Annotated in this window: 13 protein-coding genes; 7 read left to right on the top strand and 6 right to left on the bottom strand. The window is 62.9% G+C overall.

Annotation, left to right across the window (positions count from 1 at the left end; translation table 11 throughout):
- The first annotated feature begins 7 nt into the window (after positions 1-7).
- From QZW03_RS08670 to QZW03_RS08650, 5 genes are read left to right on the top strand one after another with little or no spacing between them, the layout of a single operon-like run.
- Positions 8-928, top strand: coding sequence for a branched-chain amino acid ABC transporter permease (locus QZW03_RS08670; RefSeq protein WP_296509592.1), 921 nt, complete (start codon positions 8-10; stop codon positions 926-928).
- Entirely contained in the window at positions 921-1892 is a 972-nt protein-coding gene (locus QZW03_RS08665) for a branched-chain amino acid ABC transporter permease (RefSeq protein WP_296509591.1), read from the top strand. Before QZW03_RS08670 ends, QZW03_RS08665 begins: the two co-directional genes overlap by 8 nt.
- Positions 1889-2665 (top strand): ABC transporter ATP-binding protein, encoded by a 777-nt coding sequence (locus QZW03_RS08660; protein ID WP_296509590.1) that lies wholly within the window; start codon positions 1889-1891, stop codon positions 2663-2665. Before QZW03_RS08665 ends, QZW03_RS08660 begins: the two co-directional genes overlap by 4 nt.
- Positions 2662-3378, top strand: coding sequence for an ABC transporter ATP-binding protein (locus tag QZW03_RS08655; RefSeq protein WP_296509589.1), 717 nt, complete (start codon positions 2662-2664; stop codon positions 3376-3378). The genes QZW03_RS08660 and QZW03_RS08655 overlap by 4 nt, the downstream gene beginning before the upstream one ends.
- Before the next feature lie 23 nt (positions 3379-3401).
- Positions 3402-4259, top strand: a complete 858-nt coding sequence (locus QZW03_RS08650; protein ID WP_296509588.1) for an alpha/beta hydrolase — start codon at positions 3402-3404, stop codon at positions 4257-4259.
- An 81-nt stretch (positions 4260-4340) separates the two neighbouring features.
- Here the strand turns inward: QZW03_RS08650 and QZW03_RS08645 are convergent, their stop codons facing one another.
- Together QZW03_RS08645 and icmF are read right to left on the bottom strand one after the other, a co-directional pair.
- Positions 4341-7592, bottom strand: a complete 3252-nt coding sequence (locus QZW03_RS08645; protein ID WP_366481530.1) for an EAL domain-containing protein — start codon at positions 7590-7592, stop codon at positions 4341-4343.
- 59 nt (positions 7593-7651) lie between these two features.
- Entirely contained in the window at positions 7652-10945 is a 3294-nt protein-coding gene (icmF, locus tag QZW03_RS08640) for a fused isobutyryl-CoA mutase/GTPase IcmF (RefSeq protein ID WP_296509587.1), read from the bottom strand.
- Between the two features lie 193 nt (positions 10946-11138).
- Here icmF and QZW03_RS08635 point away from each other — a divergent pair, with 193 nt between their 5' ends.
- Entirely contained in the window at positions 11139-11918 is a 780-nt protein-coding gene (locus QZW03_RS08635) for a type III pantothenate kinase (protein ID WP_296509586.1), read from the top strand.
- 23 nt (positions 11919-11941) lie between these two features.
- Here the strand turns inward: QZW03_RS08635 and QZW03_RS08630 are convergent, their stop codons facing one another.
- Positions 11942-12550, bottom strand: coding sequence for a hypothetical protein (locus tag QZW03_RS08630; RefSeq protein WP_296509585.1), 609 nt, complete (start codon positions 12548-12550; stop codon positions 11942-11944).
- A gap of 39 nt (positions 12551-12589) precedes the next feature.
- Positions 12590-13783, bottom strand: a complete 1194-nt coding sequence (locus QZW03_RS08625) for a M20 aminoacylase family protein (protein WP_296509584.1) — start codon at positions 13781-13783, stop codon at positions 12590-12592.
- A 79-nt stretch (positions 13784-13862) separates the two neighbouring features.
- On the opposite strand from QZW03_RS08625, the gene QZW03_RS08620 reads away from it, so the two are divergent.
- Positions 13863-15953, top strand: coding sequence for a molybdopterin oxidoreductase family protein (locus QZW03_RS08620; protein ID WP_296509583.1), 2091 nt, complete (start codon positions 13863-13865; stop codon positions 15951-15953).
- 12 nt (positions 15954-15965) lie between these two features.
- On the opposite strand, the gene QZW03_RS08615 is transcribed toward QZW03_RS08620, so the two are convergent.
- Together QZW03_RS08615 and QZW03_RS08610 are read right to left on the bottom strand one after the other, a co-directional pair.
- Complete coding sequence (locus tag QZW03_RS08615) at positions 15966-16415, bottom strand: DUF2721 domain-containing protein (protein ID WP_296509582.1); 450 nt, start codon at positions 16413-16415, stop codon at positions 15966-15968.
- A gap of 62 nt (positions 16416-16477) precedes the next feature.
- Positions 16478-17522: hypothetical protein (locus QZW03_RS08610; protein ID WP_296509581.1), on the bottom strand; the 1045-nt coding region annotated here is incomplete at its 5' end.

Here is a 17522-nt window from a genome sequence, read left to right as displayed (position 1 = left end):
CACGCGCATGAGCGGAATTCTGCTGCTGGAGCAGGCCCTGAACGGCCTGCAGCTCGGCCTGATGCTGTTTTTGCTGGCCGCCGGGTTGACCCTGGTGTTCGGCATCATGGACATGGTGAACCTGGCCCACGGATCCCTCTATATGGTGGGCGCCTACCTGATCGCCACAGCCACCCAGGCCAGCGGCTCGTTCTGGTGGGGGTTGGTGGCGGGGGTGGCGGGCACTGCCATTTTCGGGGTGCTGCTCGAAGTGAGCGTGTTGCGCCGGCTCTACCGGCGGGACCACGTCACCCAAGTGCTGGGCACCTTTGCCATATTGCTCATGTGTAACGAGTCGGTGCGCATGATCTGGGGCTCACAGCCCCTGTCGCTGAACCCGCCGGCCGCACTCTCGGGCCCGGTGGAGTTGTTGCCCGGCTTTTTTTACCCGGCTTTTCGCCTACTCATCATCGGTGTGGGCCTGACCACCGCCTTGCTGCTCTACCTGCTGGTGACCCGCACCCGGCTGGGCATGCAAGTCCGTGCCGGCGCCTCCAACCGCGACATGGCCCTGGCCATGGGCACCAATGTGCAGCGCCTTTTCACTGCGGTGTTCGGGCTGGGCGCCGCTTTATGCGCGCTGGCCGGCGGCATGCTCGGGCCCCTGCTGGCGGTGCAGGTGGGCATGGGGGAGAGCATTCTGATTCTGGCCTTTGTGGTCATCGTGATCGGCGGTATCGGCTCCATTCGCGGCGCGCTGGTGGGCGCGCTGCTGGTGGGCATGGTGGACTCCGGCGGGCGCACTCTGCTGCCCATGGTGTTCGAGTCGCTCTTCGGCGCAGCGCTGGCAGCCGATGCGGCGCCGGCGGTGGCCTCTATCTTGATTTATGTGTTGATGGCTGCGGTTCTGTTCTTCAAGCCGCGCGGCCTGTTCCCTGCCCATGGTTGATTCCGACAACGCCCGCACCTCGCTGCACCACACCCTGCACCTGCGGGCTGCACTCCCGGTGTTTCTGGTGATGCTGGCCCTGCCGCAGATCACGGCAGCTTTGCACGCCGAGTTCTACGTCACGCTGGCCACCCGCATTGCGATTTTTGCCCTTGCGGCCAGCAGCCTGAACCTGATTCTGGGCTTCGGCGGCTTGGTGAGCTTCGGGCATGCGGCCTTTGTGGGCGCGGGTGCCTACACCGTGGGCATTCTCATGCAACACGGCACCGTGCCTGCTGCCATTGCCTGGCCCGCTGCCATGCTAGTGAGCGCGGGCCTGGCCTGCCTGATCGGTTTTATCAGCCTGCGTACCCAGGGCGTGTACTTCATCATGATCACGCTGGCCTTTGCGCAAATGCTGTATTACCTGGCCGTTTCCCTCAAAACCTACGGCGGGGACGACGGCCTGCCCCTGGCCGGGCGCAACACCTGGGCCGGCATCGCCCCTGACGACACGGCACTCTATTACCTGGCCCTCGGTGCGCTCACCCTGTGCCTGCTGTTCACCCAGCGCCTGCTCAACGCGCGCTTCGGCCAGGTGCTGCAAGGCCTGCGCGAGAACCCGGTGCGCATGCAGGCGCTAGGTTTTCCGGTGCTGCGCACGCAGCTCACGGCCTTCACCTTGGCGGGCGCCATGGCCGGTCTGGCCGGCACCTTGCTGGCCAACCAGGGAGGGTTTGTCAGCCCGTCCATGATGCAGTGGAGCCAGAGCGGCATGCTGATGGTGATGGTGATTCTGGGTGGCGTGGGCCACCTGTATGGCGGCGTGCTGGGTGCTGCCGCTTTCCTGCTGCTTGAAGAAGTGCTGGGCCACACCACCGAACACTGGCAGCTGGGCTTGGGCGCCATGTTGCTGGCTGTGGTGCTGCTGGCACCGCGCGGCCTGGCCAGCCTGCGCAGCGTGTGGACGCGGGGCCAGCCATGAGCACCGGCGCCCCCCCCTTGCTACAGATCGACACGCTGGTCAAGCGCTTCGGCGCGCTCACCGCCACCGACCACGCCAGCCTGCAGGTACACCAAGGCGAAGTCCATGCCTTGATTGGCCCGAATGGCGCAGGAAAAACCACGCTTATCCACCAGATTTCGGGCGCGCTGCAGCCGGATTCCGGGCGCCTGTTACTCAACGGGGCAGACATCACCCGCCTGCCCATGCACGCACGTGTGAAGCGCGGTTTGGCTCGCTCGTACCAGATTACCAACGTGTTTTTGCGCCTGAGCGTGCAAGACAACCTGGCCCTCGCCCTGCAGGCGGTGGCGGGCAGCAGCATGCGCTTTTGGCGCCCGGTACACACCGAGACCCAACGCATGCAGGCCGCAGCAGACGTGGCAGCGCGCGTAGGTTTGCAGGCTCAGTTGCAACGTACGGCAGGCGCCTTGTCGCATGCCGAGCAACGGCAGTTAGAGGTGGGCTTGGCGCTGGCCAGCCGCCCGCAGTTGCTGGTGCTGGACGAACCCTTGGCCGGCATGGGGCCGGACGAATCCCAGCGCATGGTGGCGTTGCTGCAATCGCTGCGCGCGGAGACCACGCTGCTGCTGGTGGAGCACGACATGGACGCCGTGTTCCAACTGGCCGACACCATCTCGGTGCTCGTAGCCGGCCGCGTGATTGCCAGCGGGCAGCCGGATGCCATTCGCCAAAGTGACGACGTGAAACGCGCCTACCTGGGCGACGAAGCCTTGCCGGAGGTGCGCGCATGAGCACCGAGACCCTGCTCGACATCCAGGGCCTGGAGACGGCGTACGGCAACAGCCAGGTGCTGTTCGGGCTGGACATGCAGCTCCCGGCCGGCACCACCTGCACCCTGCTGGGCCGCAACGGCATGGGCAAGACCACCACGGTGCGCAGCATTCTGGGGCTGACGCCAGCGCGCAACGGCAGCATCCGCTTCCGGGGCGAGCGCATTGAGGGCTTGAGCCCCGACCGCATTGCCCGCATGGGCGTGGCACTGGTGCCCGAGGGGCGGCAGATTTTCCCCAACCTCACGGTGCAAGAAAACCTGATTGCCTTTGCCGCGCGGCGCAATGCCAGTGCCCAGCCATGGACGCTGGAGCGGATTTACCACCTCTTCCCGGTGCTTGAGCAACGGGCACGCAACATGGGGAACCAGCTCTCGGGTGGCGAGCAGCAGATGCTGGCCATCGGCCGCGCGCTCATGACCAACCCGCACCTGCTGATCCTGGACGAAGCCACCGAAGGCCTGGCCCCGCTCATCCGGGAAGACATCTGGCGCTGCCTGGACACCCTGCGCTCCCAAGGCCAGAGTGTGCTGGTCATCGACAAATATGTGCAGCGCCTGATTGCGCTGGCCGGCCACCACACCATCATGGAGCGCGGCCGCGCGGTCTGGAGTGGCGACTCAGCCACCTTGGCCACACAACCCGAACTCTGGCACCGCTACGTCGGCATTTGATTCATCAAGGACACTTCAGCCCCATGCTCTACCGCGACTTTGACACCCAGGCGCAAATTGACGCGCAGTACAACCCCTCCATCGCACTGTCCGACCCGACCGCGCCCGGCAAGCACTTTGCCGCGCAGGCCGACAAGGCCCGTAGCACCCTCAAGCACCATGCCGGCATCCCCTTCGGCCCCACCGTGCATGAGACGCTGGACATCTTTCCGGCAGACCAGCCCAACGCGCCCGTTTTTGTGTTCATCCACGGCGGCTACTGGCGCGCCTTCCAGAGCAAAGACTTTCATGGCGTCGCGCTGGGCCTGCACGCCAGCGGTATCACCACCGTGGTGGTGAACTACGCGCTGGCGCCGTTTGTCACGATTGACGAGATCACGCGACAGGTGCGCTCGGCCGTGGCCTGGACGCTGCGCAATATCCAACACTACGGTGGCGACCCGACCCGCGTGGGCGTGGGCGGTCACTCGGCCGGCGGCCACCTGGGTGCCATGTGCTTGCAAACCGCCTGGGACACCGACTACGGCCTGCCGCGCGACCCGCTCAAGGCGGGCTTGCTGTTCAGCGGCCTCTATGAGTTGGAGCCGCTGCGCTACAGCTACCTGCAACCCATGATCCAGCTGGATGCCGGCATCATCCGCCGCCAGTCCCCCACGCCCAATCTGCGCGCATGCCCTACGCCCACTTGGGTGGTCTGGGGTGGCCAAGAGTCCGGCGAATTCGCCCGCCAGTCCACCACCTACCGCAACACGGCAGTGGCCCTGGGCAACCCGGTAGAGCTGAGCGCCATCGAAGGCGCCGACCACTTCACCGTGATCCACGGGCTGGAAGACGCCTCCAGCCCGGTGTGCCGCTGGCTGCAGCGGCAACTGACGGCTTAAGGCAATTTTCAAGCAAAAACAGCCTCTAGCCCATACAGAATATGCGCGAGTAGCTATTAAAAATATAGCATCCACTTCGCGCTAAACGGGGGAAATCGGCGGGCGTCGCCGGTCTTCCCGCTGGGCGTGGCTTTGCAGGTAGCTCACCCACTCGGGCAGCGGCACCGGGCGGCTGAAGCAATAGCCTTGCAGCTCATCGCAGCCGAGTGCGGTGAGGGTCTGGGCAGTGGGCAGGTTCTCCACCCCCTCCGCCACGACCTTGAGGCCCAGCGTGTGGCCGAGCGCAATGACAGCGTGCACGATGGCCGCATCGGCACTGTCTTCCAGCATGCCGAGCACGAAAGACTGGTCCACTTTGAGTTTGTCGATCGCAAAGCGCTTGAGGTAGGCCAGGCTGGAGTAGCCGGTGCCGAAATCGTCAATAGCCACCTGCACCCCCAGCGCCTTGAGGGCGGCCACCTGCTGCTGGGCGGCGAGCGGGTTGTCCATCAGGTGCGACTCGGTGAGCTCCAACTCCAGCTGCGCGGGCGGCATGCGGGTTTCGCGCAATATGGCACTGAGCTGATCGACCAACTCCGGGTCGGCCAGTTGGGCCACCGACAAATTCACCGAGAGCTCCAGCCCCTTGCTCACCCCTTGGGCTTCCAGCGCCATCCAGCTCCGGCAGGCCTCGGCCAACACCCACGCGCCTATGGGTTTGATCAGGCCGCTCTCTTCGGCCACCTGGATGAACTCGCCCGGCGGCACATGCCCGAGCATCGGGTTTTTCCAGCGCAGCAGGGCTTCAGCGCCTTGCACCTTGCGGGTGCGGGCATTGAGCCGGGGCTGAAAGTGCAGACTGAACTCGTTGTTCGCCAGCGCCTGGCGCAGCTGGCTCTCCATGGTCTGGCGGGCCAGAACCCGCTGATCGGTCTCGGGAGAAAAGAAGCGGGCGGTGTCCCGCCCTGCGGACTTGGCCTCGTACATGGCGGCATCGGCGCGGCGCATCAGCTCGTCCTGGTCCAGCGCATCATCGGGGAACAGGGCGACGCCCACACTGCAGGACACCGTGAGCACATGCCCGTCGACCGTCGCGGTCTGGCGGATCGCCGGAATCAGGCGGTCGTTGACCATGGCGTTGAGCTCCGCCAAATCGCCCACATGCCGCAGCACGATCACAAACTCATCGCCCCCGAGGCGGCTCACCGTATCGTCGGCTCGCACTGCACTGCTGAGGCGGCGCGCCACGGTGCGCAGCAGCCCGTCGCCAATGTGGTGGCCCACGGTGTCGTTGATGAGCTTGAACCGGTCCAGGTCAATAAACAGCACCGCCACTTTTTCGCCACTGTGGCGCGCACTCTCCATGGCCTCGCCCAGCCGCTGCTGGCACAGGGCTCGGTTGGGCAGCTCCGTAAGCACATCGTGCTGGGCCAGGAAGCGGATGCGCTCCTCTTTGGCCTTGCGGTCGGTAATGTCGATGGAGATGCCGATGTAGTTCACCACCTCGCCGCTGGTAGCGCTTTTGTGCACCGTAGAGACCATCAGCCAGGCGGGATAGCTGTCGCCGTTCTGTTTGCAGAACCGCACTTCACCTTGCCAGTCGTTGTGGTCTTCTAGATGCGTCCACACCGCGTCCTGCGGCGTTTCCATCACAAAACTGAGGTCCTGGCCCAGTGCCTCGTACAAATCGTGCCCGGTGCTGCGGCAGAAGGCCTGGTTCACGCTGATGATGTTGCGGGCACCGTCCATGATGATGATGCTTTCGCTGGACGCTTCAAACACCTTGGCCCACAGCTCCAGCCGCTGCTCCATCACTTTGAGCTTGTTGATGGGCGTGAAGGCGGTGAGCACGGCGTCGCGCCCCTGGTAGTTGAGCCGGCGCGCCGACAACACCGCCCACGAGGGCGTGGCGCCGCCATGCCAGCGCACCTCGAACTCATCGACCGCATCAAAATCCGCCAGTCGCTGAAAGAACCGCCCCCGCACGCCCGGCTCCAGGCCGTGGCGCCACGGGTCATCGGTGCGGCCGCTCAGCCAGGGGCGCGCCGGGGTGTTGACGTGCAACACCTCGTGGTCGGGCACCGAGGTCACCACCATGGGAATCGGAAACGCCTCCACCAGCTCCCGCTGCGCTTCGGCGGCGCGGGCACTGGCGGCTAGCTCCTGCTGCACCAGGCGGTCACGGTCCAGCTGCGCCAACATGCCGTTGAAAGCGGCAAACAGTTGGCCGATTTCATCGCGACTGTGCCACTCGGCACGCAAACTGTAGTCCGCCTTGAGGCGCACATCGTTGGCCACGCGGGCCAGGCTTTGCAGAGGTTTCGCGATCTGGCTGGCCACCAGATACACCAGACTCAAAATGCAGCCCAACAGCGCCAGCGCAGTCCCCAAGTGCAGCCACATGCGATGGAAGAGTTGTTCCACCCGCTGGTCTAACAAGACTGCAAGTTGGGTAAGGCCGGTCTGCCAGCTGCCGGAGAGGTCTTGCAGTGCAATGCGGAAGCTGGCGTCCAGCCGTGCGGTCTGTTCCGGGGTAATACTGCCGGTGTTGATATCGCGGACCGCCCGCGTGAATTCGGTCAGAGACCGGCGCATAGCATCGCGGCCCGGGCGCAGGGCCGCCTGTAAAGCCGGCGTGCCTGCCAACCAGGTTTGCTCGTAGTCTGACTCCAGGCCCTGTTGCACGGCGTCCAGCCGGCCCAGGAGAGTCAACAACTGGGCATTGGGGTTGAAGCCGGGGACCCGCGTTCCCCAGTGGCTCATAAAGTGATGGGTGTCCAGCATGACCTGCAGCAGCTCCGGCAAGCGCAGCAGGGTCAGCGACATCACGTAGTAGCTGTCCAGGTCCGGGTCCAGAATCAAATTGGACTGGTTGCCCACGATCGTGAGCAGGTCCCGCGCCTGCGACACGAGGACGCCATGCTCAGACGCCGCGGCTGCGTCCGCCAACGTGGCGTGCAGCCGGGAGGACGCACCACCGGTGCGGAGTTCACCGTCAAACGCCGCCTTCGCTTGCTCCAGCCCCTGAAGCGCCCCGGCGCGGGCTGCGGGCACCGTGCCAGCCGGTGCCAGGATGTTGTCCATCACACTGCGGCGCACCGCCTCGGTGTACTGGACGCCCACAATCTCTTTGCGGGCAAAGTCAATCGCGAGGTATTTTTCGTGGATGAGGATGCCCGACACGTAAATGACGGCCGTCAAGTCCAGCAGGTAGATGAGCGTGAGTTTGCGCCCGACGCTTAAACGCCCCAACCAAAGCGGTATTTTTGACAACATGTGCAGGCCCGATCTCCAGAGCCACCCGCCCAAGCGGGTTCCAACGGCTTGCACAGTCACTAGCAATAAACGCACCATAAGCGCCCCATGCAGGTGCATCCGGTGTGGGCTGAGCTTTTTGCCATCGTCCGACGCAGCTACATATTGCGCCGGTACTGCCCGCCCACCTCAAACAGCGCACTGGTGATCTGGCCCAGCGAACACACGCGGACCGCGTCCATCAGCACGTCAAACACATTGGCGTTGTCGATCACGGCCTGCTGCAGTTTCTTGAGCATGGCGGGCGACTGAGTTGCGTGCAAGGTGTGGAAGTCGGCCAGGCGTTTGAGCTGGTTTTGCTTTTCATCGTCGGTGCTTCGGGCCAGCTCCAGCTTGTCCATCACGGCGTCGCCATGCGGGTTACGGAAGGTGTTCACCCCGATGATGGGCAGCTCGCCGGTGTGCTTGAGCATTTCGTAGTGCATGGACTCGTCCTGAATCTTGCCGCGCTGGTAGCCGGTTTCCATGGCGCCCAGCACGCCGCCGCGCTCGGCAATGCTCTCAAACTCTTTGAGAACCGCCTCTTCCACCAGCTCGGTGAGCTCTTCGATGATGAAGGCGCCCTGCGAAGGGTTCTCGTTCTTGGCCAGGCCCCACTCGCGGTTAATGATGAGTTGGATGGCCATAGCGCGGCGCACCGAATCTTCAGTGGGCGTGGTAATGGCCTCGTCAAACGCGTTGGTGTGCAGGCTGTTGCAGTTGTCGTAAATGGCGATGAGCGCCTGCAGCGTGGTGCGGATGTCGTTGAACTGAATCTCTTGGGCGTGCAGGCTGCGGCCGCTGGTTTGGATGTGGTACTTCAGCTTTTGGCTGCGCTCGTTGGCGCCGTATTTCTCTTTCATGGCCACAGCCCAGATGCGGCGCGCCACGCGGCCCATCACCGTGTATTCCGGGTCCATGCCATTGCTGAAGAAAAAGCTCAGGTTGGGCGCAAAGTCGTCAACGTGCATGCCGCGCGCCAGATAGGCTTCGACAAACGTAAAGCCGTTGGACAGCGTGAACGCCAGCTGGCTGATGGGGTTGGCACCGGCCTCGGCAATGTGGTAGCCGCTGATGGACACGCTGTAGAAGTTGCGCACGTTGTGGTGCACAAAGTAGCTGGCAATATCGCCCATGACCTTGAGTGAAAACTCGGTGCTGAAGATGCAGGTGTTCTGACCCTGGTCTTCTTTCAGGATGTCGGCCTGCACGGTGCCGCGCACATTGGCCAGCACCCACTCCTTGATCTTGGCGACTTCGGTATCGGTGGGCTCGCGGCCGTTGTCGGTTTTGAATTTGTCGATGTTCTGGTCGATGGCTGTGTTCATAAACATGGCCAATATGGACGGTGCCGGGCCGTTGATGGTCATGGACACACTGGTGGACGGATTGCACAAATCAAACCCGTCGTAGAGCACCTTCATGTCGTCCAACGTAGCAATACTCACGCCGCTGTTGCCCACCTTGCCGTAAATATCGGGGCGCGGGTCAGGGTCGTTGCCGTAGAGCGTGACAGAGTCAAACGCGGTACTCAGGCGCTTGGCCGCCATGCCGCTGCTGAGCAGCTTGAAGCGGGTGTTGGTGCGGAAGGCATCGCCCTCGCCCGCGAACATGCGGGTCGGGTCCTCGCCCTCGCGCTTGAAAGCAAAGGTACCTGCGGTGTAGGGGTAGCTTCCGGGCACGTTGTCGAGCATCAGCCACTTGAGAATCTCGCCGTGGTCTTCGTACTGCGGCAAAGCCACTTTGCGGATGGTGGTGCCGCTCAAGCTCTTGGTGGTGAGTGCGGTGCGGATTTCCTTGTCACGAATCTTCACCACGTACTCGTCGCCGGCGTAGGCCTTTTGCATTTCGGGCCACTGGGTCAGCAGCTTGCGCTCGGCGGCGCCCATGCGCTCTTCGCGCTCTACCGCCAACTCCCGGACTGCGGTGACGGCGTTGACCTTGTCGGGGTTAGCCTCTTGCAACATGCGGCCGGACTCCCGCAGTTGCTGGATTTCGCGCGCCAGGCGGGCCTGCGCTTGGGCGCGCTTTTTGTAGCCGCGCACGGTGTCGCTGATTTCGGCCAGGTAGCGGGTGCGCGCTGCGGGCACCACCGGCGTCTGGTTAGAGCTGTGGCGCACGCTCACGCGCGGCAAGCTACCTTCCTGCAAAGGTACGCCTAGCGCCTTGAGGCGCGGCAGCATGGCCTGGTACAGCGCGGTAACGCCATCGTCATTGAAGCGCGCGGCCATGGTGCCGAACACCGGCATCTGCTCAGTAGGCGTGGTCCAGGCTTCTTTGTTGCGCTGTACCTGTTTGGCCACATCACGCAGCGCGTCGCTGGCACCTTTGCGGTCGAACTTGTTGATGGCCACGAACTCGGCAAAGTCCAGCATGTCGATTTTCTCGAGCTGGCTGGCGGCGCCGAACTCGGGCGTCATTACATACACCGGCACGTCGACCAGCGGTGCAATCGCCGCATCGCCCTGGCCGATGCCCGAGGTCTCCACCACCACCAAATCAAAGCCCGCCACCTTGCAGGCAGCAATCACGTCCGGCAGCGCGGCGCTGATTTCGGAACCGAAGTCCCGGGTAGCCAGCGAGCGCATGAACACGCGAGAACCTTGTTGCCATGGAGAGATGGCATTCATGCGGATACGGTCGCCCAGCAGCGCCCCCCCGCTCTTACGGCGACTGGGGTCAATGGAGATGACCGCGACGCGCAAGGCGTCGTTCTGGTCCAGCCGCAAGCGGCGGATCAGCTCATCCGTCAGGCTGGACTTGCCCGCACCACCGGTGCCGGTGATGCCGATAGTCGCTATCTTTTTAGTAGCTGCTTGCGCACGTATCTCTTGGGCTAGGGCCGGATTTAGCTTAGAAGCCTCAATGGCGGTCAGCAACTGGGCGAGAGCGCGCCAACTGGCCTCGGTGTGGCCTTGAATCGCGTTGAGGTCTGTCGGGGCCAGCGCGGTGATGTCTTGGTCGCAGCGCATCACCATCTCGCCGATCATGCCCTGCAGCCCCATGCGCTGCCCGTCTTCGGGGCTGTAGATACGGGTAACGCCGTAGGCATGCAGTTCGCGGATTTCGGGCGGCACGATCACCCCGCCACCGCCGCCAAAGACTTGAATATGTGCCCCACCCCGCGCCTTGAGCAGGTCCACCATGTACTTGAAGTACTCCACATGCCCGCCCTGGTAAGAGCTGATGGCAATGCCCTGCACATCTTCCTGCAAGGCGGCCGTCACCACCTCGTCCACACTGCGGTTGTGGCCCAGGTGAATGACCTCGGCACCCATGCCCTGCAGGATGCGCCGCATGATGTTGATGGCCGCATCGTGCCCGTCAAACAGGCTCGCCGCGGTGACGAAGCGCACTTTGTGCGTGGGGCGGTAGTTGGCCAGGGCTTTGAAGTCAGCAGACAGGTCGGTCATAAGGCACTCACAAGCAGTGGCTGCGCAATGCAGCACGATTGACGTTTACGTAAACGTCAACTGTAAACCAATCACCCTGACAGCGGCTTACACCGCTCATGGGGGTAAGTACCTAGGCACAACCTGCGCCGTACGCGGGACAGGCCGCCGAATCCGGTAGAGTGCGCTCTATCAAGACACTGCTTGCGGCACCATGACATTTCTCGCGCTGGACATCGGCAACACACGCCTCAAGTGGGCCCACTACGCTTCCCCCCGGCCGGGCGCTGCCCTTCTGGCGCAGGGGGCTGAATTTTTGGAAAACATCGACAAGCTCGCAGATGGCGCCTGGAGCGCGCTAACGCCACCAGACCAGGTGCTGGGCTGCGTGGTGGCGGGCGACGCCGTCAAGCGCCGGGTGCAAGAGCAAATGGATTTGTGGGATGTCGTGCCCCAGTGGGTCGTCTCCAGCGAGGGCGAAGCCGGCCTGCGCAATGGCTACGACCACCCCACCCGGCTCGGCGCGGACCGCTGGGTGGCCATGATCGGTGCCTATCACCACATGCTGAGTCAGGGCCCGGCACGGCCCATGGTGTTGGTGATGGTGGGGACCGCCGTGACGGTGGAGGCGGTCGATGCCCAGGGCAAGTTTTTGGGTGGCTTGATTTTGCCCGGCCACGGCATCATGCTCCGCGCGCTGGAGTCCGGCACAGCGGGCTTGCATGTGCCCACCGGCGATGTGCGCGAGTTCCCCACCAACACCAGCGATGCACTCACCAGTGGCGGCACTTTTGCGATTGCAGGTGCTGTCGAGCGCATGGTGCAACACGTCAAAGCGCACTGCGGCGCAGAGCCCGCCTGCATCATGACGGGCGGAGCCGGTTGGAAAATGGCGCCCAGCATGACACGGCCTTTCGAACTGGTGGACAACCTGATCTTTGACGGCCTGTTGCAGATGGCGAAAGTCCGCTTTCCGGCCCCACAGGCTGCCTGACAAGGCCCCGCAGCCCGCTGCGGCTACATGTCCAGCAGCTGAGAAAAGTTGGTATCTGAGGAGCCCGGCGTATCGGACGACACCACCGACGCCGAGTCAAACGCATGCTCCAACACCCGCACACCGTCCCCCTGCGAAGCTTGGGCGGCCAGCACGGCGCGATCTACCAGGCGGATCAGCTCGGCGCGTGCTGCTTCTTGCGACAAGCCATTGAGGTCAACCGTTGCCGTCAAGGTAAGCCGGATGGTCGCCAGCTCGGGAACCGGCTGCGCAGGACGCCCCGCACCCCCTGTGTCTTGGAGCAAAGCACCGTCCGGCGCAATAAACAGCACCCGCGCCGCCATTTTGGGTGACAGCACGTGGGATCGGGCTTCGGCGTTCACCACCAGCATGGTCCCGTTGGAGAAGTCGCGGGCCCAGGCGGTGCGGCCCTCCTCGAAGCCACGAATCACAAAGCCGTAGTCCCGTGGCGACACGAAAAAACGTCCATTCGTATCGAGCGAGGGATCGTCAATCTCCAACTCGTCGTGCACAAAGGTGTACCGGTACTCGCCCGGCCGTGTCTGCCGGCGGACAGCCGCTTGAAGACTCACAGCGCGTTCCCGCGGATTGCCATCGCTCGAACCGGTCATAGCGTCCCCTGTTATCACTGACATTTCATGATAGTGACTTCAGATGTCAGACGCTAGCCACTCTTCCGCCAAACGCACCCAAAAGGTTGCCCCTAGGGGCAGCAATTCGTCATTGAAATCGTAGCTCGGGTTGTGCAAGGTGCAAGGCCCGGCTCCATGGCCCATGGTGCGGTGGTCGCCATCGCCGTTGCCGATAAAGGCGTAGCAGCCCGGCTTGGCCTGCAGCATGAACGAAAAATCTTCCGCGCCCATGGTGGGCTCCTGGGTGTACACCTTATCGGCGCCTACGATGCTTTCCATGACTTGGCGAGCAAACGCAGCTTCGCGGGCGGAGTTGATGGTGGGCGGGTAATTGCGCACAAACTCAAATTCCACGCGGGTGTTGAACGCGGCGCATAGGCTCTCGCTCATCTCGCGCATGCGGCGCTCAATCAGGTCCAGCACTTCGATGGAGAACGTACGCACCGTACCCTGCAACTCGCAGCGGTCAGGAATCACGTTGGTGGCCTCGCCGGCGTTGATCATGGTGACCGAGATCACGCCCGCATCAATAGGCTTCACATTGCGGCTGATGATGGTCTGGAAACCCTGCACCAGCTGGCAAGCCACCACCACGGGGTCAATGGCGTTGTGGGGAATGGCCGCATGGCCGCCCTTGCCGCGGATGGTGATTTTGAACTCGTTGCTGGAGGCCATCACCGGGCCTGCGCTGGCGGCGAAGGTGCCTGCTGCCATGCCCGGCCAGTTATGCATGCCGAACACGGCTTCCACCGGGAACTGCTCAAACAGACCGTCTTTGATCATCTCCCGCGCGCCCCCCCCGCCCTCTTCGGCGGGCTGGAACACCAGGTACACGGTGCCATCAAAGTTGCGATGTCGGGCAAAGTGCTGGGCGGCGGCCAGCAGCATGGCGGTGTGACCGTCGTGCCCGCAGGCGTGCATCTTGCCGGCGTGTTGGCTAGCGTGGGCGAAGGTATTGAACTCCTGCATGGGCAGGGCGTCCATATCGGCGCGGAGAGCCAGGGCGCGGCTGGAGGTGCCGGCCTTCACAATGCCCACCACCCCGGTGGTGCCCATGCCGCGGTGGACGGGAATGCCCCACTCCGTTAGCTTGGCGGCCACCACATCCGCAGTGCGCACCTCCTGGAAACACAGCTCCGGGTGGGCATGAATGTCTTTGCGCAGGGCCGCAATTTCGGGGGTGTTCGCCACGATGGGCTCTATCAGTTTCATAGCAAGTGTCCTCTGCAGGGAAAGAAATGTCCGCTTCCTGTCATCGCAAGAGCATACGCAATTCGGTAAAGTCCGCACCATGCACTCAGACACTCCCGCCACCTCCCACACCGCCCCCGACGCGCCCGCCATGACCCGGGTCACCGGCGCCTGCCCCCACGACTGCCCCGATACTTGTTCCATGCTGGTGACCGTGCAAGACGGAGTGGCCATCAAGGTCCAGGGCAACCCGGACCACCCGGCGACCGGTGGCGCTCTTTGCACCAAGGTCTCGCGCTACACCGAGCGCACCTACCACCCCGAGCGCCTGCTGCACCCGCTCAAACGTGTGGGACCTAAAGGGTCGGGGCAGTTTGAGCCCGTGAGCTGGGACGCGGCTTTGGACGACATTGCCCAGCGCCTCACTGCCATTGCCGCCCGCGACCCGCAGGCCATCCAGCCCTACAGCTACGCCGGCACCATGGGCCGGGTGCAAGGCGAGGGCCTGGCCGCACGCTTTTTCAACCAACTGGGCGCCGCCCGTCTGGACCGCACCATTTGCGCCTCGGCCGGGGCCGAAGCGCTCACCCTCACCCTGGGCAACAAGGTCGGCATGCGGGTGGAGCATTTTGCAGAGTCCAAACTCATTCTGATCTGGGGTAGCAATGCCATCGCCAGTAGCGTGCACTTCTGGCGCCATGTGCAAACAGCCAAGCGCAACGGCGCGCGCATCGTCTGCATCGACCCACGCAAATCGGAAACCGCCGACAAATGCCACCAGCACATTGCCCTGCTCCCCGGCACCGATGCCGCGCTGGCGCTGGGCCTGATGCACGAGCTGATCACCCACGACTGGCTGGACCACGATTACATTGCCCGCCACACCTTGGGCTGGGAAGGCCTGCGCGAACGCGCCCTGCTCTGGACGCCCGAGCGCACCGCAGAGGTGTGTGGCATCACCGCGGACGAGGTGCGCGAACTGGCCCGCGAATACGGCCAGGCAGCACGCGCTGGCGAGCCGGTGGCCATTCGCATGAACTACGGGCTGCAGCGGGTGCGGGGCGGCGGCAACGCGGTGCGCGCCATCGCCTGCCTGCCCGCACTGGTGGGCGCCTGGCGGCACCGGGCCGGTGGCGTGTTGCTGTCCAGCTCGGGTTATGTGCCCACACAAACTGCAGCGCTGGAGCGCCCCGAGTTGCTGGCGGGCCGCACCCCGCGCACCATCAACATGAGCACCATTGGCGACGATTTGCTGCGCCCTGCCAGCCCCGAGTTCGGCCCGGCGATTGAGGCGCTCATCGTCTACAACAGCAACCCCGTGGCGGTGGCCCCCGACTCTGGCAAGGTCGTGCAGGGCTTTGCCCGTGAAGACCTGTTTACGGTAGTGCTGGAGCACTTCAAGACCGACACCGCCGACTATGCCGACTATGTGTTGCCCGCCACCACGCAACTGGAGCACTGGGACGTGCACAGCAGCTACGGCCACACCGACATCCTGCTCAACCGCCCTGCCATCGCCCCGCTGGGCGAGGCGCGCACCAACACCCAGTTTTTCCGTGAGCTGGCGCAGCGCATGGACTACACAGACGCGCTGTTCTACGAGTCTGACGAAAGCCTGTGCCGCACGGCGTTTGGCGACAAGGTGGACTTTGGCTTGTTGCTCAGCCAGGGCTACGCCCCCTTGCCGGTGCCCGATGCCCCGTTTGCCGAGGGCGGCTTCCCCACCCCGAGCGGCAAGTGCGAGTTTTACAGCGCACGCTTAGCCGCCCGTGGCGACGATGGCCTGCCCGACCATGTGCCCAACTACGAACTCGCCGGCGCGGACCCCGCCTACCCGCTGGCCATGATTTCGCCACCGGCGCGCAACTTCCTGAACTCGACCTTCGTGAATGTGAAAAGCCTGCGCGACATCGAAGGCGAGCCGCTGGTGGAACTGCATGAGGCCGATGCGGCCCAGCGCGGCATTGCGGATGGGGATGAGGTGACGGTGTTCAATGCCCGTGGCACCCACCGTTGTGTAGCCCGTGTGTCCGCCCGCGCACGCCCGGGTGTGGTCAACGGCTTGGGCATCTGGTGGCGCAAGCTGGGCCGCGATGGCACCAATGTGAACGAGCTGACCAGCCAGCGCCTGACCGACATGGGCCGGGCCCCTACGTTTTACGACTGCGCGGTTGACGTGAAGAAGTCTTGAAGAAGCGCAGGGTCAGTGTTTTTTGCGTCCGAAGTTGAGCAGGCGGGCGGCGATGAAGGTCTCGACCATGAAGCAGATCAGCGCACTCAAAAAGCACACCACCCCGCCCAGAAAACTGAAGATGGAAATGCGCAGGCCGGGGAAGTCGATCGTCTCGCCAAGGAACAACACCACGATAGTGAGGCCGATCAAAAATGCGCACGAGGTGAGCAGCGCAATGCTGGTATTGGCCAACAAACCGCGGGTGCGCAGTTCGGCCAACTCTGCATAGCCATCGGCATCTTCAGCGGGGTGGGTGCACTGCTTGATACGGGTTTCCACATTGCGTGCGCGGTCGATGATGCGCGCCAAGCGCTGCGCTACGGCCCCGATCATGCCGGACACGGCGGTCAGCAAAAACACCGGCGCCACGGCTAGTTGAATACCGTGGGACACCGTATCGGGATCCATGGGAAAAACCATAAAAAATACCTCTGTTTGATCGGAGATTCTAGGACCACCAACCATTTTATTTTAGGTGTCCATCACCTGGAAAGTGGGATGTGTTTGACCACTGATGGTTCACATTTCGCCGGATCAAATTCGAAGTAAACCACATGCCGTGGCTTATCAAATCCAGCTGCGAGAGACTTCACGCCAAAGCGCCCATCCGGCGACAGACTGGCCCCATCACTCCAACCCGCAACACCATCGATGCTGCAGATTTCGCGCTTAAACAATACTTTGGTGTTGTACAGGAACAAGACTGGCGAAGTTTCTTCTGTGAAGGCATGCAGACATCGCGCCCCGCTGTAGTCACACGCAACACTATCCAAGCGATGATCTATCGCTGGAACCTTTGGTTGAAATACACCACCTTCATCGAAAGAGAAGGCCAGAACGTCTGGCCCGAATTCTGGGGTGTTTTCTTGTTTGTAAGTCAGCCAATAGAAACCCTTTCCACGAACCACCACAGGTTGCCCGTACTGCAGGCTGTACTGCACCCGATCGCTGGATACAACTTCGCGCTCCAATTTGCCGTCGCGAATCAGGTTCCAGGGGCAAACTACGAGCGTGAATTTGCAATGCCGAACCAAGATCCGTCCTTCTTCGACCTCGATCGGATAGGCGAGTACATCCCCTTTAAACAGGATCTTTCTGGGGATCGGGCCTGCGCTTATCACACCTAGATCGATGGTTGACAGTTCGGAAAAATAAGCCTCCTGGTCCAAATGGGTGAGCAATAACTGGTGCGCCAGCAATCCGAACCGAATGCTCGTCGTTCTCGGTGGAGTCGGAAGATCAAACCACTTGTCCGAGCGATCCAGATACATGATCTGAACACGAGACTGTTTCTCGCCAGCGTTGTTCAGTACAGCAATTCGTTTCCCATCTGAACTGATGCTGACCTCGATGGTCTTGGGCACTGAATCAGGGTCCGAGCTACTGCATCCCAGCAATGGAAAAAATATCAGCGCATAGACGCTAAGGACCGAAATGCGCCAAACACCTGTAAGCAACGTTCCCACTTTCTCAGCTCCTGATCCGCAACTGTTACATGCTCGCTTGGTAGGATACATCCGCTCACGA

Origin of the sequence: Rhodoferax sp. (assembly GCF_013297935.1) — a bacterium.
In the GTDB taxonomy this organism is placed as follows: Bacteria; Pseudomonadota; Gammaproteobacteria; order Burkholderiales; family Burkholderiaceae_C; genus Allorhodoferax.
Note: the sequence above shows the minus strand (reverse complement) of the source record. Positions and strands in the feature narration are given on the sequence as shown.

Coding starts and splice junctions, on each gene's coding strand:
- QZW03_RS08655 (WP_296509589.1), top strand. CDS start 2,662: ATGAGCACCGAGACCCTGCTCGACATCCAGGGCCTGGAGACGGCGTAC.
- QZW03_RS08660 (WP_296509590.1), top strand. CDS start 1,889: ATGAGCACCGGCGCCCCCCCCTTGCTACAGATCGACACGCTGGTCAAG.
- QZW03_RS08670 (WP_296509592.1), top strand. CDS start 8: ATGAGCGGAATTCTGCTGCTGGAGCAGGCCCTGAACGGCCTGCAGCTC.
- QZW03_RS08625 (WP_296509584.1), bottom strand. CDS start 13,783: ATGAAACTGATAGAGCCCATCGTGGCGAACACCCCCGAAATTGCGGCC.
- QZW03_RS08620 (WP_296509583.1), top strand. CDS start 13,863: ATGCACTCAGACACTCCCGCCACCTCCCACACCGCCCCCGACGCGCCC.
- QZW03_RS08615 (WP_296509582.1), bottom strand. CDS start 16,415: ATGGTTTTTCCCATGGATCCCGATACGGTGTCCCACGGTATTCAACTA.
- QZW03_RS08650 (WP_296509588.1), top strand. CDS start 3,402: ATGCTCTACCGCGACTTTGACACCCAGGCGCAAATTGACGCGCAGTAC.
- QZW03_RS08665 (WP_296509591.1), top strand. CDS start 921: ATGGTTGATTCCGACAACGCCCGCACCTCGCTGCACCACACCCTGCAC.
- QZW03_RS08645 (WP_366481530.1), bottom strand. CDS start 7,592: ATGGTGCGTTTATTGCTAGTGACTGTGCAAGCCGTTGGAACCCGCTTG.
- QZW03_RS08635 (WP_296509586.1), top strand. CDS start 11,139: ATGACATTTCTCGCGCTGGACATCGGCAACACACGCCTCAAGTGGGCC.
- QZW03_RS08630 (WP_296509585.1), bottom strand. CDS start 12,550: ATGACCGGTTCGAGCGATGGCAATCCGCGGGAACGCGCTGTGAGTCTT.
- icmF (WP_296509587.1), bottom strand. CDS start 10,945: ATGACCGACCTGTCTGCTGACTTCAAAGCCCTGGCCAACTACCGCCCC.